Annotated in this window: 24 protein-coding genes; 11 read left to right on the top strand and 13 right to left on the bottom strand. The window is 38.2% G+C overall.

All coding sequences use genetic code 11. The features are described 5' to 3' along the window. Nucleotides 1–90 precede the first annotated feature (90 nt). Nucleotides 91–624: a CvpA family protein gene (locus NOX80_RS04050; protein ID WP_256552044.1), complete on the top strand. Its 534-nt coding sequence runs from the start codon at nt 91–93 to the stop codon at nt 622–624. Nucleotides 625–629: 5 nt separating this feature from the next. Here NOX80_RS04050 and NOX80_RS04045 read toward each other — a convergent pair whose 3' ends face one another. The 8 genes from NOX80_RS04045 to NOX80_RS04010 all read right to left on the bottom strand — a co-directional run bounded on the left by NOX80_RS04045 (nt 630) and on the right by NOX80_RS04010 (nt 9,565). Then, nucleotides 630–1,373, bottom strand: coding sequence for a tetratricopeptide repeat protein (locus tag NOX80_RS04045; protein WP_256552043.1), 744 nt, complete (start codon nt 1,371–1,373; stop codon nt 630–632). 5 nt (nt 1,374–1,378) lie between these two features. After that, nucleotides 1,379–3,139 (bottom strand): BatD family protein, encoded by a 1,761-nt coding sequence (locus tag NOX80_RS04040; RefSeq protein WP_256552042.1) that lies wholly within the window; start codon nt 3,137–3,139, stop codon nt 1,379–1,381. Between the two features lie 55 nt (nt 3,140–3,194). Next, the gene (locus tag NOX80_RS04035) at nt 3,195–3,965 is read right to left on the bottom strand and encodes a tetratricopeptide repeat protein (protein WP_256552041.1); all 771 of its coding nucleotides are present in this window, start codon (nt 3,963–3,965) and stop codon (nt 3,195–3,197) included. Next, the gene (locus tag NOX80_RS04030) at nt 3,965–4,999 is read right to left on the bottom strand and encodes a vWA domain-containing protein (protein ID WP_256552040.1); all 1,035 of its coding nucleotides are present in this window, start codon (nt 4,997–4,999) and stop codon (nt 3,965–3,967) included. The genes NOX80_RS04035 and NOX80_RS04030 overlap by 1 nt, the downstream gene beginning before the upstream one ends. A 2-nt stretch (nt 5,000–5,001) precedes the next feature. Continuing rightward, nucleotides 5,002–6,003: a vWA domain-containing protein gene (locus NOX80_RS04025; protein WP_256552978.1), complete on the bottom strand. Its 1,002-nt coding sequence runs from the start codon at nt 6,001–6,003 to the stop codon at nt 5,002–5,004. Further along, nucleotides 6,003–7,622, bottom strand: a complete 1,620-nt coding sequence (locus NOX80_RS04020; protein ID WP_443134978.1) for a hypothetical protein — start codon at nt 7,620–7,622, stop codon at nt 6,003–6,005. Before NOX80_RS04020 ends, NOX80_RS04025 begins: the two co-directional genes overlap by 1 nt. Before the next feature lie 5 nt (nt 7,623–7,627). Then, a complete protein-coding gene (locus NOX80_RS04015; protein ID WP_256552038.1) occupies nt 7,628–8,494 on the bottom strand; it encodes a DUF58 domain-containing protein in 867 nt (288 codons plus the stop codon). A gap of 66 nt (nt 8,495–8,560) precedes the next feature. Then, nucleotides 8,561–9,565: an AAA family ATPase gene (locus tag NOX80_RS04010; RefSeq protein WP_256552037.1), complete on the bottom strand. Its 1,005-nt coding sequence runs from the start codon at nt 9,563–9,565 to the stop codon at nt 8,561–8,563. A 171-nt stretch (nt 9,566–9,736) separates the two neighbouring features. Here NOX80_RS04010 and NOX80_RS04005 point away from each other — a divergent pair, with 171 nt between their 5' ends. Genes NOX80_RS04005 through NOX80_RS03990 form a run of 4 tightly spaced genes read left to right on the top strand, consistent with a single transcriptional unit; the run spans nt 9,737 to nt 12,989 of the window. Continuing rightward, nucleotides 9,737–10,489 carry an SDR family NAD(P)-dependent oxidoreductase gene (locus tag NOX80_RS04005; RefSeq protein WP_256552036.1) on the top strand — a complete coding sequence of 251 codons (753 nt, stop codon included), beginning with the start codon at nt 9,737–9,739 and terminating at the stop codon, nt 10,487–10,489. 21 nt (nt 10,490–10,510) lie between these two features. Further along, a complete protein-coding gene (locus NOX80_RS04000) occupies nt 10,511–11,677 on the top strand; it encodes an ATP-binding protein (protein WP_256552035.1) in 1,167 nt (388 codons plus the stop codon). Further along, nucleotides 11,670–12,398 (top strand): metallophosphoesterase family protein, encoded by a 729-nt coding sequence (locus tag NOX80_RS03995; RefSeq protein WP_256552034.1) that lies wholly within the window; start codon nt 11,670–11,672, stop codon nt 12,396–12,398. The genes NOX80_RS04000 and NOX80_RS03995 overlap by 8 nt, the downstream gene beginning before the upstream one ends. Nucleotides 12,399–12,440: 42 nt before the next feature. Next, nucleotides 12,441–12,989, top strand: coding sequence for a DUF3575 domain-containing protein (locus NOX80_RS03990; protein WP_256552033.1), 549 nt, complete (start codon nt 12,441–12,443; stop codon nt 12,987–12,989). A 69-nt stretch (nt 12,990–13,058) separates the two neighbouring features. Here NOX80_RS03990 and amaB read toward each other — a convergent pair whose 3' ends face one another. The 3 genes from amaB to NOX80_RS03975 all read right to left on the bottom strand — a co-directional run bounded on the left by amaB (nt 13,059) and on the right by NOX80_RS03975 (nt 16,430). Continuing rightward, a complete protein-coding gene (gene amaB, locus NOX80_RS03985) occupies nt 13,059–14,606 on the bottom strand; it encodes an L-piperidine-6-carboxylate dehydrogenase (protein WP_256552032.1) in 1,548 nt (515 codons plus the stop codon). Between the two features lie 112 nt (nt 14,607–14,718). Continuing rightward, nucleotides 14,719–15,258 carry a 3-hydroxyanthranilate 3,4-dioxygenase gene (locus NOX80_RS03980; protein ID WP_256552031.1) on the bottom strand — a complete coding sequence of 180 codons (540 nt, stop codon included), beginning with the start codon at nt 15,256–15,258 and terminating at the stop codon, nt 14,719–14,721. A 68-nt stretch (nt 15,259–15,326) separates the two neighbouring features. Beyond that, entirely contained in the window at nt 15,327–16,430 is a 1,104-nt protein-coding gene (locus NOX80_RS03975) for an endonuclease/exonuclease/phosphatase family protein (RefSeq protein ID WP_256552030.1), read from the bottom strand. A gap of 138 nt (nt 16,431–16,568) precedes the next feature. On the opposite strand from NOX80_RS03975, the gene NOX80_RS03970 reads away from it, so the two are divergent. The 6 genes from NOX80_RS03970 (at nt 16,569) to NOX80_RS03945 (ending at nt 22,907) form a co-directional block, all read left to right on the top strand. Next, nucleotides 16,569–19,385, top strand: coding sequence for a TonB-dependent receptor (locus NOX80_RS03970; protein ID WP_256552029.1), 2,817 nt, complete (start codon nt 16,569–16,571; stop codon nt 19,383–19,385). Nucleotides 19,386–19,410: 25 nt separating this feature from the next. Continuing rightward, the gene (locus NOX80_RS03965; RefSeq protein ID WP_256552028.1) at nt 19,411–20,022 is read left to right on the top strand and encodes a DUF5017 domain-containing protein; all 612 of its coding nucleotides are present in this window, start codon (nt 19,411–19,413) and stop codon (nt 20,020–20,022) included. Between the two features lie 16 nt (nt 20,023–20,038). Further along, on the top strand, nt 20,039–21,403 hold the full coding sequence (locus tag NOX80_RS03960; protein WP_256552027.1) for a DUF5689 domain-containing protein: 1,365 nt from the start codon (nt 20,039–20,041) through the stop codon (nt 21,401–21,403). A 159-nt stretch (nt 21,404–21,562) separates the two neighbouring features. Next, entirely contained in the window at nt 21,563–21,823 is a 261-nt protein-coding gene (locus NOX80_RS03955) for an Imm32 family immunity protein (protein ID WP_256552026.1), read from the top strand. 163 nt (nt 21,824–21,986) lie between these two features. After that, nucleotides 21,987–22,304 (top strand): hypothetical protein, encoded by a 318-nt coding sequence (locus NOX80_RS03950; protein ID WP_256552025.1) that lies wholly within the window; start codon nt 21,987–21,989, stop codon nt 22,302–22,304. 138 nt (nt 22,305–22,442) lie between these two features. Continuing rightward, nucleotides 22,443–22,907 (top strand): hypothetical protein, encoded by a 465-nt coding sequence (locus NOX80_RS03945; RefSeq protein WP_256552024.1) that lies wholly within the window; start codon nt 22,443–22,445, stop codon nt 22,905–22,907. A gap of 320 nt (nt 22,908–23,227) precedes the next feature. Here the strand turns inward: NOX80_RS03945 and NOX80_RS03940 are convergent, their stop codons facing one another. Further along, on the bottom strand, nt 23,228–25,099 hold the full coding sequence (locus tag NOX80_RS03940) for an OmpA family protein (protein WP_256552023.1): 1,872 nt from the start codon (nt 25,097–25,099) through the stop codon (nt 23,228–23,230). A 19-nt stretch (nt 25,100–25,118) separates the two neighbouring features. Then, on the bottom strand, nt 25,119–26,039 hold the full coding sequence (locus tag NOX80_RS03935) for a PorP/SprF family type IX secretion system membrane protein (RefSeq protein ID WP_256552022.1): 921 nt from the start codon (nt 26,037–26,039) through the stop codon (nt 25,119–25,121). Nucleotides 26,040–26,077 lie beyond the last annotated feature (38 nt).

Genomic DNA, 26,077 nt, shown 5'->3' with positions numbered 1-26,077 from the left:
AGTGTTTCATCAAAAATAAGCCGCAAAGATACTAAGTTCCTTCTTCTCATTTCTTATTTCTTTTATCTTTGCTGTTTTACACTATACTTCATGAGTTTTTTTGACATTCTACTCGCCGCTATTTTACTTTATGGATTTATTCAAGGCTTCCGCCAGGGATTATTCACTGCTTTCGCTTCGTTGATTTCCCTTGTTGTCGGAATTATACTAGCTATCAAATTTTCGCATCTGGTTCGATCGGTTATTGAAAATCATGTTTCCTGGAATCCGAAATATATTGAAGTTACGGCTTTCGGCTTGACCTTTATTCTGGTTGTAATAGGCATTATACTATTGGCCAAATTATTTACCGGAATTGCCAGTTTTGCGCAAATGGGTTGGTTAAACACTATTGCAGGCGGTGTATTCGGAATCTTAAAAATGGCACTGATCCTAAGCATTCTGTTGAATCTTTTTCAGAAAATAAACATCAACAATTATTTCCTTTCGCAGGAAACAATGGACAACTCTTTGTTTTATAATCCGATTCAGAAAACCTCCCAAATGATTTTCCCAAGTGTTCAGGAATGGTATGAGGATTTTAAAACGATCGATGCCGATAAAGCAACTTCACCGGCATCGTAATTCTTTTATTTCAATTCTTTAATAGCTTCTTTTTCGATCCAGCCTTCAGTATCATCGGTAAGCTGGATTTTTCGCCAGTTATCGAGCGATTCAATCACAAAGACCTTAGTTCCTTCGTGGAGAATAAAGGCATCGGCAGCAGTTGCTTTCGGTTCGCTTTTTACCGGAGTGACCTCAGCAAAAACAATAGCCGGACGTTCGCTATTATAATTATCTTTTTCAGCGATGGCTGCGGCTACACTAATCAACATTGACAGAAACACGACAAACATCCCGAAGAAAAAGATTCTTTTGATTACGGTCTGACTCGCAAAATAATAGCCGATAAAACACAACAGAAAAAGAGCCGATGATCCGACAGCCATCCGTGCCCAATCTTCATAATGGAAAACATCAAGTAAGTCATTTACCATTTTTGAAAAGCCTACTTTCGGAGCTACTTTAATTTCGTCGATCGTCATTTTCTGAGCAAAGCGTAAATTGGTCTGCGCTGCATTATCATCCGGATTCAGCAACAAAGCTTTTTCGTAATTATAAATAGCCGGAGCTACTTTATGCAGTTTATAATAAGCATTTCCCAGGTTAAAATACAACTCCGCCGACTGTTTTCCGGATTGAAGTACCTGTTCATAACTGGCAATAGCCTCGTCATATTTCTCTTTTTTATAAAAATCATTTCCTTTTTCAAAAGCAGTTTGTGCCCAAAATACCTGAGAAACTAAAAATACGATGTAAAATAGCTTTTTCATGGCGATTAATTCGTGATTTGTTTTTCCAGTCCGGAAATAACGGTTACAGCTTTATCATAATCCTGTTGCATGGTTCCAACCGAAGCCGGCGTATAACGGGCAAATTCACAACTGTCCATTAATGCAATAAAGTCATGAACCGTTTCGGCCGATCCTTTTTTAGACAACAGTAATTCCTGTATATTTTCTTTACTCATTTCGGAAGTTTCAATATGCAATTTCGCTTTTAAGAAATTGTGCAATGCTTTTTCCATAGCCACATAGAATCCTTCTTTATTCCCCAATTGTTTTTTCGCTTCCGACAAGAATCGTTTTGCCAGTTTATTGGACTGACGTATTTTATTACCCGCCACATCACCATCAATAGCTTCTTTTTTCTTTTTAGCCAGTACAATGACCGGAATAATCAAAAACGGAGCTATCAATAACGTATAGAACAATCCGGATCCTAAAAAGCCTTTTTGATGTATTGCTGTTAAATTCGTCTGAAGCTTGATAAACTGAAACTGATCGTTGGCTATCACATTTTGTTTTCCGGGAGCAGCAGCAACTTCATTACCATTCCCCGCGCCCGGTGTTGGTCCTTCCGTTACATTAATCATAATTTCAGATGAACTGATCGTTTTATATTTGTTGGCGCTTAAATCAAAATAAGAAAATACAATCGGTTTAATCTGATAATTCCCTTTGTATTGCGGGATGATTGCATAAGTATCCGACACTTCGCCCTGCATTCCGGAAAGCGGTGTATTCACTTTTTCTTTATGTTCCGGATCATACATTTCCAGAGCACTTGGCACAACCGGCTTCGGAAGGGTAAACAATTTCAGGTTCCCTTTTCCGGACACACTTACAACCAAATCCAGTGATTCGCCTGATTTCAATGTTGTTTTAGAAGGGATTACTTTAAAATCGAAATCACCTACAGCTCCTGTAAAGTCAATTGGTTTTCCGGCTTCCGGCAATGCTTTTACATTAATCGATTTAGCTCCGGCCGAAACGGTCTTGTTACCACTGGCATATTCCATACGTCCGAAGAAATCCCGGCGTCCGGTTGGCAGATCCACTTCAATATCCAATGAAAGCGGTTCTATTTCCAGTTTTCCGGCTTTTTGCGGATATAACACGGTTTTTCGCAAGACCACATAACGATAGTCTTCTCCGTTATATTTGCCGTTTTCAACAACCAGTTTTTTGATATCGATATTCTGGCTCCAGAAATCGTTGTATTTAGGGCTTGATAATTCTCTCCAGTTTCGCACACTAGCTGTATTGCTCACATATAGTTTATACACTACCGTGATCGGTTCGTTAACATAGGGTGTCGTTTTGGAAATTTCGGCAACCAGATGAATACCTTCACCCATTTTTTGTTGCGGATAGTATGGATTTACTTCTTCCTGAACGGCATTGGTCACCGTAACTTTTACCGGATTGGTTTTATAGATCTTTCCTTCAATTTCGATAGAAGCCGGTTTAATAACTACAGCTCCTTTTTTTAGCGGCATCAGGAAATAGGAATAGGATTTATTGAACGATTTTTTTCCGTTAATCCAGGAATAACTCACCGCCTGATTCGGACCTCCTACGACCCGAAACCCTTCGAATGCCGGCGGACTAAAATTATCGCCGTCTTCATTCATTGTAAAATCAATGCGTAAACGTTCATTAATTCCAAGCGAATTTTTACTCACAACAGCTTCAAACTGTACCTGAGCAAAAAGGCCCTGAAAGCATAATAATATCAGAAAAACAAATCTATTCATTTTATATTCGTACACTACTTTCTATTTATCGGACAAGTTATATCTTTTTGACCGATTACCAATCTTTCTCATTTTTAACAGGACTTCCTTTTACTTCTCTCGCTTTTACTTTGTCCTGAATTTTTTTCTCTTCATTGTTCAAAGCATCCAACAGGTTTTCCATTCGTTGTTTGGAAGCTCCGCCAGGTTTTGGCTGAGCGTCTTGTTTATCCTTGTCGCCTTTATTACCGTTTTTGTCTTTCGGATCTCCTTTATCGTCTTTTTTATCCTGACCTTTGTCTTTGTTCTGGTCTTTCTTATTGTCGCCTTTATCTTTGTTTTGATCTTTTTGGTCCTGTTTATCTTTATCCTTATTCTTGTCTTTGTCTTTATTTTTATCCTTATTGTTATTCTTCGGCGGATTTTCTTTTAATTTCTGTTTCGCCAAGGCATAATTGTAACGGGTTTCCTCGTCATACGGATTACTGCGCAAGGCGTTTTTATAAGCTTCAACGGCTGCTTCATAGTTTTTTTCCAACATAAAAACATTTCCGATATTGTGAAACGCTTTATGTTTTTGTCTTTTCCCTTTTGCATGTTCGATCGCTTTCATATAAGCAAGTTTCGCCTCACCCGGTTGATTTTGCCTGTATATTGCATTCCCCAAATTGTATGCGGAAGCAGGTCTTGCCGGTACTTTTGAATGAGAGATACGATAATCTGCTTCGGCTTCCGAATAGTTTTTCTCATCGAATGCTTCATTACCACGCGGCAGGTTTCGGTCTTTTACCTGAGCCGACATCACCAATGAAAACAACAAAAAATAATAACTAAACCACTTCTTCATTATTCTTTTTCATTAAATAAATTCAACTTTTTAACCCAGGCTGTTTTTCGTTCCAACAAGAAAACATCCAATAACAACAGGGCAAATGCTATTCCTAAAAACCACTGATATTGCGACTGAAAATCGGCTATCTGCTGGCTTTCAAAATCTGTTTTTTCCAGATTCCCAAGTCCGTTTTTCACAAACTCCACAACTTCTTTTGTATTACCGCCGTAAACATAACCGCCATCAGCGCTTTTGGCAATGGTTTTTAATGTTTCCGGATACAGTTTGGTCACAACGGTTTCGCCTTTGGAATCCTTTTTAAACCCTTCAATTTTTCCGTTATAGCGCAACGGAATCGGCCCTCCTTTTTCAGTTCCGACACCAATGGTCATGATTTTGATTCGTTTTTCCTTCGCTTCTTCTATTGCATCCTCAAATCCTTCTCCGTGGTCTTCTCCATCCGAAATCAGTACAATTAACTTACTGGTTTGCGGATCATCGAAATAAGATGTTGCCATTTTGATTGCTTCGGATAAAGCTGTTCCCTGAGATGAAACCATATCTGTATTCATACTTTGCAGGTACATTTTAGCAACGCTGTAATCGGTTGTGATCGGTAAAACCGGATAAGCACTTCCTGCATATCCTACAATCCCGATACGGTCGCTTCCCAACTGATTAATGATCTGAGAAACGAGTTGTTTACTCTTTTCCAATCGGTTCGGGGCGATATCTTCCGCCAACATACTTTTGGAAATGTCGACTGCAAAAACGATATCAACGCCCTGTCGTTTTACCGTTTCCATTTTGGTTCCTATTTTCGGATTAACCAATGCCAGGATAATACCGGCTAATGCCAATGCTACCACTATCAGCTTTAAAACGGGTTTAAAAACGGATTTTTCCGGACTTAGTTTTTTAATCAGTTCCAGATCTCCGAATTGTTTTTGTTTTTTCCGTTTCCAATACAGGTTAATCAGGAAAAGCAATACCAAAAACGGTATGATTCCCAACAGGTAAAAATATTTTGGTTCTTCAAACTGCCACATAATCAGATAAAGCTTCTAAAAATAGTTTTTCGTAATAAAATTTCCAAAACCAACAAGCCCAAAGCCAGGAATACCAGCGGTCGGTACTTTTCGTCATAGTTGAAATATTTCATTTCTTCTATTTCGGTTTTTTCCAGTTTATTGATTTCATTATAAATATTTTCCAGGCTCTTATTACTGGTTGCTCTAAAGTATTTTCCATCGGTTGTTGCTGCGATTTCTTTCATCAGCTTTTCATCGATTTCCACTTGCATCATCCGGAACAGGAATTGTCCGTTTGGCGCAATAGCATATGGAAATTCGGCCATCCCGTTAGTTCCGATTCCAATCGTATACACTTTGATTCCGTATTCTTTAGCAATTTCAGAGGCCATTCTCGGATCGATAAATCCGGCATTATTAACTCCATCCGTTAGTAATATCACGACTTTACTTTTCGCTTTACTATCTTTTAAACGGTTAACCGCCGTAGCCAATCCTACACCAATACCCGTTCCGTCCTGTAATACATTGTCGTATTTTACCCCTTTTAACGCGTCTAATACAACTGCTTTATCACTGGTAACCGGTGTTTTTGTATAACTTTCTGCGGCATATACCACCAAACCGATTCGATCGTTGGGTCTTTCTTTTACAAACTCAGATGCTACTCTTTTCAGCGCTTCCATCCGGTTCGGTTTTAAATCTTTAGCGAGCATACTTCCTGAAACGTCAATCGCCATTACGATATCGATACCTCTTGTTGTACGGGTTTTGTTCGTTACATCGGTTGACTGCGGACGTGCCAAAGCCACGATCATCGCGCTTAATGCAAGTATTCGCAATACAAATAAGATTGGCTTTAGCTTCGGCAATAAGGATGTCGTTGCTTTAAATCCTTTTATTGCGCTTATTTTCAGCGTTGCCGTTTGTTTATTTCTTTTCCAGAAATACCATCCGATTAGAATTGGCACTATTAAAAACAGCCAAAAAAACTCGGGATGCAAAAAAGAGATATTCTTCATCATTCGTTTACTTTTCTGAGTTCAATAGAGTTTACAATTCGGTCTGCAATTTGTTTTGCATTTTCATCTCCTTCGCGATATACCAGGGCAATTTCCTGAATTCCGAATTTTTGAGAGAAGATGATAATTTGATATTCCATTCGTTCGTCTTCGTTTTTAGCCGGATTAAAAATCGTCATGGAACCATATCCGCGCTTACCGGTAAAGCCGTCTTTAATTTCAAAATCATCGGTTTTTACAATAATTCCTTTGGCTCCGACCGTCTTTTCAAAACGGGTAATATTCTCATTCAGAATAGCATCATTATCGGCTCGTAACGAATCTTTAAACGTGGTTGTATTGACTGCAATACTAAAATTATCGATCAGACTTCCGTATAGGAATTTCTGCGTTGATTTGATATTCGCCGGTAAATTGGTCTGAACCCGTTCGTCGCTGAAGCGTTTCAGTACTTTTGGTGTTTCAATAATTACAGACGGTTCTCCGTATTCGCTTTTCACCCATTCGCCTTTTAACAGGTCTTTCGTACTGTGTCCTATTAACTTATCTTTTATAAAATCAAGTCCGTCAGTAGAAAGGAAGTAGGTAAAGGCAGCGATAAAAAGGACGATACTCGTAGCGGTTGAAATTAATATTCTTCTTACCTTTTGGTTGCGAAGCAATCTTTCTTTGCGTTGTCTTTCTTCAACTATAGCCTCTTCTACCTCTTTCGGGATCGATTTTTCGATGGTGAAGATTACGTTTTCAATATTTTTACGGTCATCTGCGATTTCAAAATCCAGTGGTTTTGATTTAGCAAACTTAACCAGATCGGCATTTTTCAGGATCTTTTCAAAGGATTCAAATGTTTCCTTTTTGATTCCCATTTTCTTTTTAACAACCGCTTCTCTTAACGCGGTCAACAATTCAGCCGTTGTACTTTCCATCGCCGGAACCTGAATCGTTTCTTCAATGTAAGTACGCGTAATATCGGTCATTTCAGAATAGTATGACTTTACGTCTCCGTTTTGCCATAATTCCTTTTTCTCCAGATTTTGCAACAGATTTGTCGCCTTTTCAATAGGTGTTGAATAGATTTCCTCGACTTTTTTGTCTTTGTTCTGATATCTTTTCAGCAACCAGTTCACCAGAAAACCGGCACCGATTATCAAAGCCAGAATAAGACTGTATTTCCAGATATTACTAATCGGTTTTTTAACCGTAACGATCGACTTGATGTCATACATCTGTTGTTTGGTCGTATCTACTGTTACGCCCATAACCTGAATTGCCATCGAATCGGTTAAGAATTGTTTGTTACCGATAATAACCGGTAGTTGCGGCACTGTATATTTTCCGCTGTCAAACTGCGTTAAACCGTATTTTTTAATCAGTTCGTAACGGTTTTCTTTTTTAATGGTATCGACCGGATAGGATTCTAATACTTCCAGATATCCGAAAGTCTTGCTTTCCGGGAAGTGTACACGTGTTGTACTGTCTACCGTTGTTTTTAAAGTCAGGTTAAACTGCGATCCGATTTTTATTTTCGTAGAATCTATGGTTGCCTGAACCGGTTTCTGCTGTGCAAAACCAACAGTTCCCAATAGTAAAAACAACAGTATGTAAAACTTATTTTTTATCATTTCTAGGTTCTTGCTTTAAAATACCCCAATAGTTTGGTTACATACGATTCGTCAACGCGGGTACTTACCGTACCGGATCCGCATCGCGAAAATGTTTCTTTAAAATATTTTACATTTTCCTGATAGTGTTTTTCATATTCCATTCGAACGGATTTCGAATTGGTGTTTACCAGCAGGGTTTCACCTGTTTCGGCATCTTCCATATGAACCATTCCGATATTCGGCATTTTTTCTTCGCGGAGATCATACACCCGAACACCGGTTACATCGTGTTTTTTTCCGGCGATTTTCAGGGTTTGTTCATAATCGGAAGTCATAAAATCCGAGATTACAAATACGATGGCTTTCTTTTTCATCACACCCGACAGGAATTTCAGTGCCTGAGATAAATCGGTTTTTTTACTTTTCGGAGTAAACTCGATCAGTTCCCGAATAATGCGCAACACGTGTGATTTTCCTTTTTTGGGAGGAATAAAAAGTTCAATCTGATCTGAGAATAAGATCAGTCCGATTTTATCGTTGTTTTGTGTCGCTGAGAAGGCTAAGGTTGCTGCAATTTCGGTTACAACGTCATTTTTAAGTTGGTTTTGAGTTCCAAAACTTTCCGAACCGCTGATATCAACCAGTAACATCATGGTAAGTTCCCGTTCTTCTTCAAAAACCTTGATATAAGGTTCGTTATAACGTGCCGTTACATTCCAGTCGATCGCCCGAACATCGTCTCCGAACTGGTACTGGCGCACTTCCGAAAAGGTCATCCCTCTTCCTTTAAAAGACGTATGATATTCACCCGAAAAGATATGATCGCTCAATCTCCGGGTTTTGATTTCTATTTTTCGTACTTTTTTTAAAAGCTCTTTGGTATCCATTCTGACAGTGATTACAGATTAATGATTACGTCAACAACAGGGGGACAAAAATCAGTAATCTATATTCTAAGGTACTTCGATTTCGTTCACAATTTTATTGATAATCTCAACAGAAGTAATGTTTTCGGCTTCCGCTTCGTAGGTTATCCCGATTCTGTGACGCAATACATCGTGTACTACTGCGCGAACATCTTCCGGTATTACATAGCCACGTCGTTTAATAAAGGCATAACATTTAGCTGCTGTTGCCAGATTGATACTTCCCCTTGGTGAAGCTCCGAAACTGATCAGCGGTTTTAACTCGGCCAGTTTGTATTTTTCCGGATAACGGGTAGCAAAGATGATATCCAGTATATATTTTTCGATTTTTTCATCCATGTACACTTCACGAACGGCTTCCTGAGCGCGTCTGATCTGATCCAGCGAAATAACCGCGTTCACTTTTTCATAGCTTCCTTTCAGGTTTTGACGGATTACCATGCGTTCGTCTTCCATTTTAGGATAGTCGATCACCGTTTTCAACATAAAACGGTCAACTTGTGCTTCCGGTAACGGGTACGTTCCTTCTTGTTCAACCGGGTTCTGCGTTGCCATTACCAGGAACGGTTTGTCCAGTTTAAAGGTTTCATCACCGATTGTCACCTGCTTTTCCTGCATCGCCTCTAATAATGCCGATTGTACTTTAGCCGGTGCACGGTTGATCTCATCCGCTAATACGAAATTAGCGAAGATCGGTCCTTTTTTTATCGAGAAGTCATTTTGTTTGATGTTATAGATCATGGTTCCGACTACGTCAGCCGGTAAAAGATCCGGTGTAAACTGAATCCTGCTGAAAGAACCCTGAACTGCTTGTGACAATGTATTGATGGCTAATGTTTTTGCCAATCCCGGCACTCCTTCCAACAGGATGTGTCCTTGTCCTAAAAGTCCGATTAATAATCGTTCTACCATGTGTTTCTGACCTACAATTACCTTGTTCATCTCCATTGTCAGCAGGTCAATAAAAGCACTTTCTCTCTCTATTTTTTCATTAATTGCTCTAATGTCTAAAGTAGCTGTGGTGTCTTCCATTTTTATGTTTTTTTGAGCCGTGAAATTAAATAAGTTATTTTAACACTGCAAATTGAAAATTTATTTAGTGTTTTGTTGTTAACAATTGGTTAAAAGTCTTGGTAACACTTTCATTTTAAGCCTGAATTATGATTTTGTTTTTATATTTTTAAGATCTGAAATTTAATTACCATGAAAACAGTTCTTATTACTGGTGCTACAAGCGGAATCGGAAAAGCTACAGCCGAGCTTTTAGCCCGAAATCAATATCGTCTTATTATTTGCGGACGAAGAAAAGAAATTCTCGAAACATTAGAAAGCGATTTAGCAAAACATACACAAATTACTTCACTTGCTTTTGATGTAAAAGATAAAGATTCTGTTTTTAATGCTATCGCTTCTCTTCCGGAATCTTTTTCAAAAATTGATATTTTAATCAATAATGCCGGAAATGCTCATGGTCTGGATCCGATTCAAAACGGGAATACCGACGATTGGGATGCAATGATCGACATCAATGTAAAAGGCTTATTATATGTTTCCAAAGCGATAATACCTCAGATGACGGAACGCAAATCCGGTCATATTATCAATATTGGCTCTACGGCGGCAAAAGAAGTCTATCCTAACGGGAATGTATATTGTGCCAGTAAACATGCAGTTGACGCCATTACTCAAGGCATGCGAATCGATTTGAATGCTTATGGGATCAAAGTTGGCGGAATTCATCCGGGTATGGTTCATACTGCTTTTTCAGAAGTGCGTTTTAAAGGTGATGCCGAGCGTGCCGATAACGTATACAAAGGGTTTCAACCTTTATTAGCTGAAGATATTGCCGATATTATCCACTTTGTGATTTCAAGACCGTATCATATTAATATTGCGGATCTTATGGTATTATCGACTGCACAGGCAACTTCTACAATTGTTAATAAAACGCTTTAATACCGGAATTCTCTCTTTCAAATGATTAATAAACGGCTGCTCATAAAAAATCTTTTAGCTCACAATGATGAGAGCAGCTTTTATGATAAAAAACGACAGTTAAATCTGCATACCAAAGAAGGGAAAGCTAAATTTTTAAAACACATTTGCGCTTTATCAAATTCCAATCCGACTAATAATTCCTACATTGTTGTAGGCGTTGAGGATCAGGACAATGAGATTGTAGGCGATGATTTCTTTGACGACAGTCGGATTCAGAATCTGGTGAATGCTTTTCTGGACAATCCGCCGCGTATTCAATATGAAAATGTCCCCTTTCCGCATCTGCCGAAAGACAAAGTAGTCGGATTAGTAACGATAAAACCGACACATAAGATTTCATCTTTTAAAAAAGGAATTCATACAATTCCGTCCAAATCGGTTTTTATTCGTAGAGGAAGTAATTCCATACCGGTAGAAGATCCGGATATCCACTACGATACGGGTCTTAACTATTCGAATACCGAAACGGTTATCAGCATTGAAAACAATTCCCGAAACAGTATCGAACACACATTGGAAGGGGTAATCGACTTTATGAATAACCGTCATAAAGACATGAGTCCCAAATACAAAGTTTTTAAGGAGCTTTTTATTGTTTGCTGGGCCGGAAACAAAAAGAAAATACGGGGCAAAACATTCCTCTCCCGCGTTGATATCGAATTAATTAACGAACAGGTCAAATTGTTTTATTCGGCTTTGGATGAAGTAACCGTAGATTATTCAGACGATTGTTTTACGATCACCGAATACTTACTTTTAGGATTGAATGACAAGACCAGTTATTATCCGTTGGAACAGGTTCGCATTCGTTTTTACGACAACGGCTATTACAAAATGGATACCGAAATGCTTTTTGAGCCACCGGAGTTTAATCGTAAAATGTTATTCCATATTTATAACTCCAATTTGGCATTAATCCGTAAATTGCAAAAAGGTTTACCGTTGTCGGAAAGAGAAAATAAAGATCTTGAAAACCTTCCTTCAACCTTGATGATCTGTTATTTAAACGGATTTGAGGAGGCCAAACAAAAACTGATCGACGCCAAACTGTTACTTAAATCGTATGATAATCCAACGGTTTATGTGTCCTTCAAAGAAGCCATGCGCATTTTACGAAAAATGAAATACGGAATGAATAATGAGTAGAACTTTAGTTATTGGAGATATACACGGCGGACTAAAAGCTTTGCACCAGATTATAGCGCGAGCGGAAGTCACCACAAATGATAAATTAGTTTTCCTGGGCGATTATATTGACGGATGGAGCGATTCACCCGGAGTAATTGACTTTTTAATCGAACTGGACAAAACCCACGATTGTTTTTTTATCCGCGGGAACCACGAAGAAATGGTTTTACGTTGGTTAACAGCCGGTGATGATAATGCGGAATGGCGTATTCACGGCGGACAATCGACTGTAGATGCCTACCAAAACCTGGACATTCATACAAAAGACCGTCATGTGGCTTTTCTGGCCCGTTTAAATGATTATTATATCGACGACCTGAACCGTTTATATGTTCATGCCGGTTTCACAAACCAGAAAGGGGTTTATTACGAGTTTTTTCACGGGATGTTTTGTTGGGACCGAACGCTTTGGGAAACAGCAATGTCCCTGAATCCGGAACTTTCCAAAGAGGATTTGTTTTATCCGAAACGATTAACCTTATACCATGAGATTTTTATCGGTCACACACCGGTTACCCGGATCGGAGAAACGGTTCCCGTCAACAAAGCCAATGTTTGGAATGTCGATACCGGAGCTGCTTTTAAAGGCCGATTGACGATTATGGATGTTGATTCCAAGGCTTTCTGGCAAAGTGATCCGTTACACGAGTTATATGCCAACGAAAAAGGGCGCAACTAAGCGTTAGTTTTGATTTTTATATTTTTGCAAAAAATTTGATATATGAGAAAGCACATTATTCTTTTCGGTGTAGTATTAAGCAGCTTATTTGCCAATGCACAATCTAAAAACGAAGTTAAGGTCAATATTTTAAATACAATCGTTCTGGCATCAGTCGAATTGGGTTACGAACATTTCCTTGACAATGACCAGTCAATCGGGGTTGAATTCCTGATTAACGATCGTTTTTCTTACACCTCTGAAAAAAGCGGCGGCGCCAAAGAATTTAAAACCAATAGTATTTTGGCTTCCTATAATTTCTATTTCGGAGCCAACGGTGAAAGCAATTCCGGCTATTATGTATCTCCGTTTTTAAAATACCGCTTCGGTGATTTTAATGAAAAAGAAGTGGTTAATGATGTGGAAGTAACTTACACTACTGATATGAACAGTTTTATCGTAGGATTAGGAACCGGTTACAAATGGGCCTGGAACAATAAATTTGCTATTGCTCCGTATGCTAATATCGGTCGTAATTTTAGCAGTGCTGTAAACGATCGTTTCAGTGCGATCGAATTTAATGCCGGCGTAAGTATCGGTTATCGTTTTTAAACCTGTCAGGTGTAAAAAAAGGGCTGTCTAAAAAATTAGACAGCCCTTTTTATATAATATGATTTTCTATTATAAATCAAATTTGATTCCCTGCGCCAATGGCAAAGCAGTACCGTAGTTGATTGTATTCGTTTGTCTTCTCATATAAGCTTTCCAAGCATCTGATCCTGACTCACGTCCGCCACCGGTTTCTTTTTCACCACCGAAAGCACCACCGATTTCAGCACCTGAAGTTCCGATGTTTACGTTAGCAATACCACAATCTGAACCTGCCTGAGAAAGGAATAATTCCATTTCTCTCATGTTGTTTGTAAAGATTGACGAAGATAATCCCTGAGGTACTCCGTTTTGCATTGCAATCGCTTCTTCGATTGTTGTATATTTCATTACATATAAAATCGGAGCAAACGTTTCTTCCTGAACGATGTGGTATTCGTTTTTCGCTTCGATGATACATGGTTTTACGTAGCATCCGCTTTCGTAACCTTCACCTTCTAAAACGCCACCTTCAACGATAATGTTTCCACCTTCCTGTTTTGCTTTTTCAATAGCATTCAGGTAATCGTTAACAGCACCTTTGTCGATTAGCGGACCAACGTGATTGTTTGAATCCAGTGGGTTTCCGATTTTTAACTGACCGTAAGCGTTTTTCAATACGTTGATCGTTTTATCATAAACACTTTCGTGAACAATTAAACGTCTTGTAGAAGTACAACGTTGTCCCGCAGTTCCTACAGCTCCGAATACCGCTCCTACTAATACCATACTGATATCAGCATGTTCAGAAACGATAATAGCATTGTTTCCTCCTAATTCAAGGATTGTATTTCCGAAACGCTCCGCTACTGTTTTCGATACGTGACGTCCGATTCTTGTAGAACCTGTAAACGATACTAACGGAATACGTTTATCATTATTGATTAAATCTCCTGATTCGTTACCTACTACTAAGCAGCTAACACCTTCCGGAACGTTGTTATTACGTAATACTTCCGTAATAATGTTCTGACATGCTACTCCACATAAAGGTGTTTTTGAACTTGGTTTCCAGATACAAACGTCACCACAAACCCAAGCTAACATAGAGTTCCAGCTCCATACAGCCACCGGGAAGTTAAATGCCGAAATGATTCCTACCACTCCAAACGGATGCCATTGCTCATACATTCTGTGCATTGGTCTTTCCGAGTGCATTGTTAATCCGTAAAGCTGACGGGATAATCCAACTGCGAAATCACAGATATCGATCATTTCCTGAACTTCTCCTAAACCTTCCTGAAGGCTTTTACCCATTTCATAAGAAACCAATTTTCCAAGAGGCTCTTTATATTTTCTAAGTGCTTCACCCATTTGGCGCACAATTTCTCCTCTTTTCGGAGCCGGAATCAATCGCCATTCTTTAAAAGCTTCTTCTGCTTTTGCCATTGCAGCTTCATAATCTTCTTTTGTAGCCGATTTTACTTTTCCGATTAATTCTCCGGTAGCAGGAGAGTATGATTCAATGATTTTACCATTTGAAAACCAGTTTGATCCGGTTGATGTTCCTTCGTTTATTTCTTTAAGCCCTAATTGTTGTAGTGCTTCCTGAATACCGAATTGGTCAATTGCTGTTGCCATTATTCTAAGTTATTTTTCGTGTGTTTTTATTTTTCACAAAGTTACTGTTTTTTGTTTAGGATCATAACGCATTAACTTTTAAGCTTATGTTTCCGAAACAACATTTTCTGTTTTATTTTTTTTCTATAAACCTCGGATCCGTTTCCATCACGGTACCGCAATGATCGCAGGTTCTTAAATCTTCCGAATTGTAAAAATGGCGGAAATGCGGCAGGAAGTCTTTTTCTATATCTTTTAGTTCGAAATACACTTCATATAATTTGTGATTGCAATTATCACAATGCCATAACAAACCATCTGTAAAACCTTTTCCTGCTCTTTTTCGTTCGATAACCAATCCGATAGACCCTTCACTTCTTACCGGTGAGTGCGGTACTTTTGCCGGATGCAGGTACATATCTCCGGCTTTTAATTCCATTTCTTTACGAAGACCGTCTTCCTGAATCACAATTTTGATATTGCCTTCCAGCTGATAGAACAATTCTTCCGTTTCATTATAATGGTAATCTTTTCTTGCATTTGGACCGGCGACAATCATTACGATAAAATCATCCGCATCCACATATATATTTTTATTACCAACCGGCGGTTTTAAAAGGTGCCGGTTATCATTAATCCACTGATTAAGATTAAAAGGTTTCTGTATAGCCATAACTTGAATGTTTGTACTAAAGTACAAAAAATGAAAAAGGCAGGTCAAAAAAACCTGCCTTTAATTATTTACTTCACTTCTTTAATCAGATAAATGTATACCGGGAAGTGGTCACTAAATCCGACTTCACCATTGGAGTTTCGTAGCGGGTAGCCTTTGTACTGTCCTGTTTTCTGAATCAGATACGGTTTATTGAAAACCCCTGCTTTCCAGAAACGTAACGAAGAATAATCTTTTCGGATTAACGGTTCGCTTACGATGATTTGGTCAAACAAATCCCAGGCATCACGATACGCTAAAGTACCGATTCCGTCTTTTGACATTTGCTCCATCGGGTTGAACATTCCGAATTCTTTTACCTCTTCTTTTTTCCCTTTAGCGCCTAATGCTTCTTTTACACTCTTATTATAAGGACCGTCGTTTAAGTCACCCATAGTAATCACTTTTGCATTCGGATTGATTCGGTATAAAGAGTCAATAATCTTTTTATTTAAAGCACCGGCAGCTTCACGGAAAGGGCTACTTTTTTTCTCTCCTCCTGAACGCGACGGCCAGTGGTTTACGATAACACTGATTTCTTCACCATCCAATAATCCGGTAACCAATAACTGATCACGCGTATAAATTCTTCTGGTTTTAACATCAAGGTTAACGTTTACTTCTTTTTCATCCCCTTCTTCTTTGTCCTTTTTATTCAGACCCTGCTCATTTTCATATATATATAAAGGTATATTTTTATAGCTTAACGGTCGGAAGTGTTTCTTCTGATATAAAAGTCCCACATCGATACCCCTTTTGTCCGGTGAATCAAAATGGATAACTCCGTAATCTTTTTCCAGCATACCCGGTTGTTTTACTAAATCCTCTAATACACCTCTGTTTTCTACTTCGGCACATCCGATAATAACCGGAGGATTAGGATTTTCTCCTGTCCCGATTTCAGGCAATACACGACTTAAATTAGCCAGTTTTTTTTGGTATTTCGCTCTGGTCCAGCTTTGTGCACCGTGAGGCAACCACTCTTCGTCATTGTTCGGCCCATTAATCGTATCGAAAAGGTTTTCGAGGTTGTAAAACGCCACAGTGTGCACTTTAAATTTTTTGTTTTGCGCGTAAACTCCACTCATTGAGAAACATAGGATTACCAGCGCGATGAAATTTCTAATTTTCATGTAAGGTATATTAAATTAACATCAAGTTTGAGACAAACTCCGGGCCAAAAGTAAATAATATTATTAAAAGATGTACATTTGCAGGCTGTTAAGTTTTTATTAAGACTTAGCAAACAAAAAATTAACTTAATTTTATTTATGAAAAAACTTGTTTTTAGTATCTTATTAGTACTGCAAGCCGTTTTTGTTTGGTCACAACACTCCCCAGCACTAAAGGGAAAAGTTGTTGATTCTAAAACGCAAAAACCATTAAGAAATGTTGTTGCTACCATTCAAAGTACCAATCAGTCTGCTCTAACTAACGCAGAAGGGGTATTTATCTTTGATATTGCAACAGAAGGACAACAAAAGTTAACTGTAGGAAGTACAGGGTATACCTCTCAGACTTTCTCACTTAGCATTGTGAAAGGACAATCTTTAGATTTGGGCGTTGTTTTCTTAGAAGAAGACATTACATCTGAACAACAATTGAGTTTGATCACAATCACAGAAAACGATCTTGGAGATGACAACAGTGGATCTGAGAGTACAGCAGGATTGCTTCAGGCATCCCGTGACGCTTATCAGCAAGCTGCTGCTTTCAACTGGGGTCAGGCAAGATTCCGAATCAGAGGTTTGGATAATGAATACGGTACAACAATGATCAATGGTATCGTAATGAACAAACTTTTTGACGGAAGACCACAATGGAGTAACTGGGGAGGTCTTAATGACGCGACTAGAAACCAGGAATTCACAATGGGTTCAGCACCTTCTGATTACACGTTCGGTAACATTTTAGGTACGCAGGAGATAAACACTAGAGCTTCTTTTTACCGTCCCGGAACGAGAGTATCTTTTTCAGGAACCAATTCAAACTACAGCTGGAGAACTATGGCAACTTATGCTTCCGGAATGAACAAAGACGGATGGGCATTTGTAGTTTCAGGATCCAGAAGATGGGCTAAAGAAGGTTATTTTGACGGAACAGATTATTCTGCCAACTCTCTTTTCGCAAGTATCGAGAAAAAATTTAATGACAAACACAGTATCAACTTCACTTCTATCTATGCACAAAACAGCAGAGGTAAAAATTCACCGAATACACAGGAAGTTACTGACTTAATGGGTGTTGAATACAACTCCTACTGGGGATGGCAAAACGGTAAAAAGAGAAACTCAAGAGATAAAAATGTTGATGAGCCGATCTTAATGTTAAGCCACTACTGGAAAATTAACGAGAAAAACACATTAAACACTAATATTTCTTACCAGTCAGGAGGAATCGGAAACTCAAGATTAGACTATAACGGAGGTAACAATCCTGATCCTACTTACTATAAAAACTTACCAAGTTATTATTTAAATTTACACAATATCCCGGCTGACGGATCTTTACCAACGCATACACCTAACTATGCACAAGCTGAAATCGCAAGAGTGGATTTCATCAACAACAGCCAAATCAACTGGGAAAGAATGTACCATGCTAACGACATCAACAAACGTAGTATCTATGCTTTGTATGAAGACCGTATGGAAGACGTTTCATGGACAGCTAATTCAATCTTAAACTCACAGTTATCAGATAACATTACTTTAAATGCCGGTATTAACTTCCGTTCATTAAAATCAGAAAACTTCCAGAAAATGTTAGATCCACTAGGTGACTACGGATTTATCGATACGGATTTATTCTACGAAGGAAGCGGATTTGCTCCGGGTCAGTCTCAAAGTGACTTAAACAACCCTAACCGTGTTGTTTATTCAGGAGATCGTTACGGATACAACTACATTATGCGCGCTATCGTTGCTGACGCATTTACACAATTCAAATTTACATATGACAAATTTGATTTCTATTTAGCGCAAACATTCTCTCAAACAAGATATCAGAGAGAAGGTCTTTACAGAAACGGATTATATGCAGATAATTCTTTCGGAAAAAGCGACAAGTTAGAGTTTAACAACTACGGTTTCAAAGGAGGTCTTACATATAAAATTACAGGAAAACACTTATTAAGTGTTAACGCTGCTTACATGACAAAAGCACCAATGCTAAGAAATGCTTTCACTAACGCACGTTTAAACAACAATATCGTAAGCGGATTAGATGACGAGAAAATTTCAAGTGTTGACGCAAGTTATATCATCAGAGCGCCGAAATTAAAAGCACGTTTAACCGGTTTCTACTCTAAAATCGAAGATGCAACTAAAGTTGGTTTCTTCTATGCTGAAGGTTTAGGAGCTATTGATGACGGTGGAAATGACAGTGAAAATGACTTTGTGGCTGAAATCACAAAAAACATTGACAAACAAAACATCGGTTTAGAATTAGGTTTAGAGTACCAATTATCTAAAACTATTAAAATTACAGGTTCTGCTTCATACGGTGAGTACATCTACAGCAATAACCCAACTGTACTTCTTAACATCGACTCACGTCAGGCAGCCGGACTTAACCCAATTGTTAACTTCGGAGATTCTTACCTTAAAAACTACAGACAAGGTGGTATGCCACAACAGGCTTATTCCCTTGGAATTGAATATAGAGATCCTAAATTCTGGTGGATCGGAGCTAATGCAAACTACTTAGATGACAGTTATGTTGAAGTAGATCCGTTAATCCGTACAAACAACTTCTTTATGCAACCTGGAGGTTCAGGAGTATCTTACCCTGAGGTTACAGAAGACAGAGCACGTCAGTTATTAAGTCAGGAGAAATTCGATTCATTTATGTTGGTTAACCTTACAGGAGGTAAATCATGGAGAATCAGCGGAAACACATTAGGTTTCTTTGCTAGTGTTAACAACGTATTCGATGTTACTTACAAAACAGGTGGTTTCGAACAAGCGAGAAATGCTAACTACAGAGAGTTAAATATGGATTATGCCAGCGGTACTCGTTCATTCGGATCGAAATATTTCTACGGTTACGGAAGAACGTATTTTGTAAACGTTTACTTAACATTCTAATTTAAACTAGTAAAAGAGAACTTTCATGAAAAATTTTAATATAAAAACACTTTGTATTGCTTTAGTAGCTTTAGGCGCTTTAAGTAGCTGTACAAAAGAAGAGGACACCAATTTGCCGCCAATCGTTCCGGCTATTTATTTTGAAGATTTCCAAACTGCTGTAGCAAACACTCCGTTTGATTTTGAAGGTTGGACTAACTTCGCTCAGGTAGGAACTAAAAAATGGATTGAGAATGCGTATCAAGGTAACGGATATGCTGAATTCACACCATTTAACAGCGGACAAGCATCGAATGTTGCGTGGATCGTAACTCCTGGAATCAACATTGACGGTGCTATTAAAAAACGTTTAACATTCGACGTGGCGCAACACCACGTAGTAGATTTGGTAAACAACAAATTAGAAGTTTTTATTTCAACGGATTATGACGGAACAAATGTAACTGATGCTACCTGGACTCAGGTTTCCTTCACCAATCCATTACCGGGAAGTACTAATAATTACGACTTTTTCAAAGCCGGTGCAATCAATCTTGCAAACTATTCCGGAACGATCTATGTTGGATTTAAAGCAACCGGTGGTACTGCCACTGCGATTTCCGGAGCTTATATGATCGATAACGTAAAAATATTCTAAGCTAAAAATTACAACGATGAAAATTTCAATTAAATCCCTTTTATTCGCATCACTTTCAGCTGGAATGTTAACCGGCTGTGTGAACGGCGATCATTATCCTAAAGCGGATACACCATGTTATACCTTAACACCGACGAAGTCAGTTGCTGACATTTTCACGGTTGCTACTGCTACTCCTACGCAAATTGCAACTGATGATATTATCGAAGCGTATGTAGTATCCAGTGATGAAGGTGGTACTTTCTACAAAACGGTTTCTTTGGAAACGTTAGATAAATCACGTGGTTTCAGTATTCCTGTTGATATGTATAACATTTATACCGAATTCGAACCGGGAAGAAAAGTATACGTTAACTTAAAAGATCGTTATATCGCAATTGCACATAGTTCTTTAGTTATCGGTGATTTATACCAAGGTACTTCTGTAGGACGTTTGGTTCCGGAAGAATTCAGAAGAACTGCTAAAGCTTCTTGTGATTTCGTTAATGAAGATGAATTAGTATCACACATGACTATTGCTGAAGCATTAAACAACAACCACATTAACAAACTTATCGAGTTTGACAATGTTCAGTTTGCTGATGCTGCTATGGGTTCTACTTATTACGATGCAAACAGTTCTGCAACTATCGGAGGTGCTACTAACTGGAAAATCACAGACAACACCGGTCATGAAATTATTTTCAGAACCAGTGAATTCGCTAAATTCGCAGGTAAAGCAGTTCCTAACAAAAGCGGAAAAATTCGTGGTGTATTAACAAAATACAACAGCGACTTCCAATTTCTTGCCAGAACAGAGCGTGATATCATGTTAGAAAATCCTAGATTTTACATTAGTACAGCTCAAGGTGGAACTAACATTAGCTTCACCGGTTCATTTACTGAAGATTTTACAAGTTATGCAGTTAACTTAACAGCATTCCCTAAATATGTAAATGATCAAACTGTTGGAGGAAGATACTGGCAGTTAAAACAGTTCCCGGCTAACACAGGAAACAAATACATCGAGATGACCTCTTTCGGAAGCGGTGGTGTTACTGCTAAAACGTATTTCTTTGTTCCGGTTGACTTTACTGCTGCTAACACATTTGCATTTAAAACGCTTGCTCGTTTTTACCAAGGAAATGTATTAAAAGTATATTATGTTACAGCTGCTAACTATACTGCAGGCGGACCGATTAACCTTAGTAATTTTGTAGATATTACTTCTTCATTTAGTATTTCTACTCCAGCTACAGGACAATCAGCTTCAACATTCCAGTCTAGTGGTGTTTATACCCTTCCGGGTAGCTTAACAGGTAATGGTTATTTTGTGTTCGAACATTCAGGAACACCAACTATTACAACTACTATGCAGATTGATGATATCACTGTAAACTAAAAAAATATAAAATCTATTTTTAAAGCAGCCTATATAGGCTGCTTTTTTATTTACACGAGACAGGTTTTGGTCTTTTAATCTAGTTTAAGAACAGTAGTACAATACACCCTTTCCATTATCTTTATACAAAACAATCTATATAATTTTATCTCCTTAATAATGGAAACCGTAAAAATAAAAATCCCAAAATATCATCCTGAGAATGGCATTATTTATAACTGGGAAGATGATTTTGAAATTAAGACTTCTGCAGAAGGTATCGGTTTCAAAATTACTGCAAATAAAGCCGGGCTTGTATCCTTAGCTAATCATTTACTAAATTTAGCTCAAGATGGTATTCCAACCGGATATCATATCCATTTAGACTCTTATAATTCCCTAGGAGAAGATTCTTTAGATTTGACTATTGAAAAAGTGTAATATTACAACTCTCATACTATACGCTATATCTTTCTCCAATAATACTATCCAGAAAATAGCATAATAATTTTACATCCAGAAAAGCATGCAAAAAACAACAAATAGAACCTTTAAATTATGGTCATATACCGTTAGTCATAGTATATTGATACTTCGATGTCCTATGATGTTTCCGGATCAGGAAAATTATAGTGAAGATAAAAGTTTTAATATTGATATTGAATTCTTTGATGTCTCATATATCGACATACCAGATAGGTTATGTGATTTCACTATTACGGAAACAATCGATATCCCTGAGAAGATACAGGAATACAATGGTAAATTTAATCGTAAGACATTTAAAATCCAATCCGGCAAAACAAAACATTATATCATCGCTTCCGGCTATATTATAGGTAAAAACACATGGCTCAATGAAGATCGAGCTATAAATATTTTATTACAATATGATGAAATAATAACCGATTCAAATTTGTAATCTATAACCTTTTAATTCGTTCTAGCTCTGATTTGTAATTAAAATTGATCTATAAAAGGCTCTCACAAAAGATAGAGACAGCCTTTTGTTATTTTATTTTAGCAATACATAAAAAGATCGTTTAACCAAATCCACACCATGAAAACAAACCCTTTCATTCTTTTAATTTTACTATTGCTTTTAAGCTGCAAAAACAATGAAAACAAAGTTATACCCGAAAACAATATCGTTACCAACAACAAAGAACAAACGATGTCGGATGAAGATTTCTCAGTATTTATAGCAAAATTCATCACCGATAAACCATTTCGTCACGAGCGGATTACTTTTCCTTTGCGGGGTTATAATTCCGCTGCCATGAATCCGGAATTAACCGATCAAGACACATTATACCTATTTGATAAAGCCGATTTTGATTTTTCATCAGAAGAAGATTTTCAAAAACCGACTAACGGAGACCTTCTTAAAAACAAAACCATTAAAACCGATTCTTCTATGATTTACAGGATTTACAAAGAAAACTCCGGTTATGATATGCGCTATGAGTTTAAACTCAAAGCTCACAAATGGGTTTTAATTTATTATTTCTATGCAAATTATTAGAGCGTTATATAACCGTTGAAGATACAAATCCGCTTCGAATCAATATAAAACTACACCCCAAAAAAGGTGTAGTTTTTTGTTTACATACAACTTTATAACACCTATTTTAACACCTAACAAGTTTTCGGAACCTGTCAGATGTAGCAATCACACTTCAAAACATTATTTTTAAGCCCTAAGCTGCATCATTTCCCTCAAGACAACGATGCCTTTAAGAAGGACAAAAAGACGCTCTTAAAGCCAATAAAAAAGGCGACTAATTGGCCGCCTTTAATTTTTTTACATCTGACAGGTTTTAAAAACCTGTCAGATGTATTTCACTATTTCTTCACGATCAGGAATTCTGATCTTCTGTTTTTAGCGTGTTCTTCTTCCGTACAGTTATCACCACAGTTTACTTTCGGCTCGCTTTCTCCGTAACCTTTTCCGGAGATTCTGTCCTTAGTAATTCCTTTAGAGATTACATATTGTACTGTAGATTTTGCACGACGATCTGATAAATTCATGTTGTATTTATCGCTACCTCTGCTATCAGTGTGCGATTTAACCATGATTACCATTGCCGGGTTATTTTTCATTACCTGAACTAATTTGTCTAACTCAAAAGCACCCTGTTGGGTAATGTTGCTCTTGTCGTATTCAAAATAGATATCATTTAAGATAACTTCAGTTTCCGTAACAATAACATCGATCGGCTGTAAGTCGGCGCTAACGTTAACGATACCTCCTTTGGTTTTATTAACCGGGAAAGTATTGCTTTCATAACCGTCTTTGGCTACCTGAATCGTGTAAGCTTTATCACATTCTACAGCATACGATACTGTACCGTCTGCTTCGGTTGTTTTAGTAGAGATGATGTTGTTCTTCTCGTCTAAGATTGCCACACGTGCTCCGGATAATTTCGCTCCGGTCTTAGCATCACGAACCAACGAAACTACTTCAACACCACAAACCGGAATCGCCATATAGATGTTGTCTACACCCGCACGATTACTCGATACAAATCCAATGTTTTTAGTCGTATTAAAACTAAATGCAAAATCATCTTTCTCCGAGTTCACCGGTTTTCCAACGTTAGTAGCATCCGTTCCTTTGTTTAAGTCGATCACATAAACATCCATTCCTCCAAAGCCCTGACGCGCATCTGATGAAAAGTATAATTTGTTATCATCTGTAATAAAAGGGAAACTCTCATTTCCTTCGGTATTGATCTTTTTACCCAGATTCTCCGGTGTTCCGTAAGTACCATCTGAGTTAATCGCTACTTTCCAGATATCCACTCCGCCAACCGAGCCCGGCATGTTCGAAGAGAAATACAAGGTTTTTCCGTCTTTACTTAAACTTGGGTTACTGGTAGAGTAATCCTTGCTGTTAAACGGAAGAGAAGTAATGTTACTCCATTGGCTTCCGTTTTTAGTCGCTTTAAATAAATTTACCTGTCCGAATTTCAGTTTCTGAGCTTTGTCTTTTTCAAACAAACCTTCCTTAAAACTCTCACTGGCAAAATACATCGTGTTACCATCAGCACTAATGGTAGCCGGTCCGTCATGGTATTTCGAGTTGATACTCTCTACCGGGGTAGGCTGACTAAAAGTACCGTCTGTATTGTAGGTAGCGCTGTATAAATCCAGGAACGGTTGTTCGTTCCATCCGTAGGTTTTACGGGAAGTGTTTCGGGCTGAGGCAAAATACAGGGTGTTGTCATTACTTAAAACCGCTCCGAAATCCGATTTATCACTATTGATATCCATGTTTTTGATATCAAAGGATTTCGCTTTTTCGTTCAGTTTCGGTAAATAATTCGGGTTTTGTTTAAACGCTACCGCACGCTGATCGTTGGGTGCCATACTGGCAAACTTCTGCATTTGTTTGTTCGCCTCATCGTATTTCCCCTCTGCCTTTAGCATTTGAGCATAACGATAATACGTCTCGGCATCCTGCTTCTCGCTGGTTGCTTTGGCATACCATTTACTGGCTTCTGATGCGTTGAATACATTGTAGTAACTGTCGGCCAGTTGTTTGTAAACGTATCCGTCAGCTTTGCCTTTGTCTACCAACTTGAGGTAGGCATCTGCTGCATCGACATACTCAAATCGATTAAAGAGTTTGTCGGCGCTTTGGGTGTCTTTGTTTTGTGCCGATAGTGTCGAACTAGCGATCACAAAACTTAAAGTGATATATAAATTCTTCATGTCTTAGGTCGCTTTTATATTAGAAATATCTCGGAGATCGGGACACTTTCTTAGAGAAGTTTACATCAAATAATAAGATAACTTCATGCGAAGAAGGTGTGGTTACTTTCAAATCAGATACGATGTGGTCATAGGCATAACCGATGCGAAGACTTGGCGTGATCGCATAATTTACCATCGCTCCGAAGGAATCATCCAATCGGTAAGTAGCTCCGATTTCGAATTTCTCATGAAACAGGAAATTGGTCGATACATCTAAGGAAGTCGGTGCATCGAATGCTGACTTCACCATAAAGAACGGTTTGAATTTAAGGTTCTCGTTCAAATCAAAGACATAACCCCCCGTTACAAAGTAGTGTTGGGTGTCTGATCCGAATTTACGACCGTTGTAATCCAAATACGTCGACTTTAACATGTTGGGTACCGATAAAGCTAAATAGTACTTCTGCGTATAGTAGAAAATACCCGATCCAACGTTAAAAAACGTGCGGCTGGTGTTCTCTGCAAAAGCAGGGTCATTGGCATCCGGTACAAACGGGCTTACATCCGATAGTAATCCTACTTTGTGGAAAGTCGCTCCTGCTTTTAATCCCAAAGCAAGTTTGTGCTCACCACCTAAGTTAAGTGTGTAGGAGAAATCCGCATAAACATTATTCTCCTTTACAGGACCGATCTTATCGGAAATAACGGAAAGTCCTAATCCGACATTCTTACCTACAGGACTGTGACCCGAAAAGGTAGCCGTAGACGGCGCGCCTTCCAAATCAACCCACTGCTTGCGGTACAACAATCCGAATGATAAAGTCTCCTTCGAACCGGCATAAGCCGGGTTGATGACGTTCATATTATACATGTACTGTGTATAATGCGGGTCTTGTTGTGCTGAGGCCTCATTTAATCCTATTAAGGCTAAAAAGGCGGTCAAATATATTTTCTTCATTGGTATACTGTTTGTAAATAAAGTCCCTGCCCGATTAA

The sequence above is a fragment of the Flavobacterium cerinum genome, from assembly GCF_024496085.1.
Classification (GTDB): domain Bacteria; phylum Bacteroidota; class Bacteroidia; order Flavobacteriales; family Flavobacteriaceae; genus Flavobacterium; species Flavobacterium cerinum_A.
The sequence above is the reverse complement of the archived record's forward strand: the minus strand, read 5'-3'. Positions and strand labels throughout refer to the sequence as shown.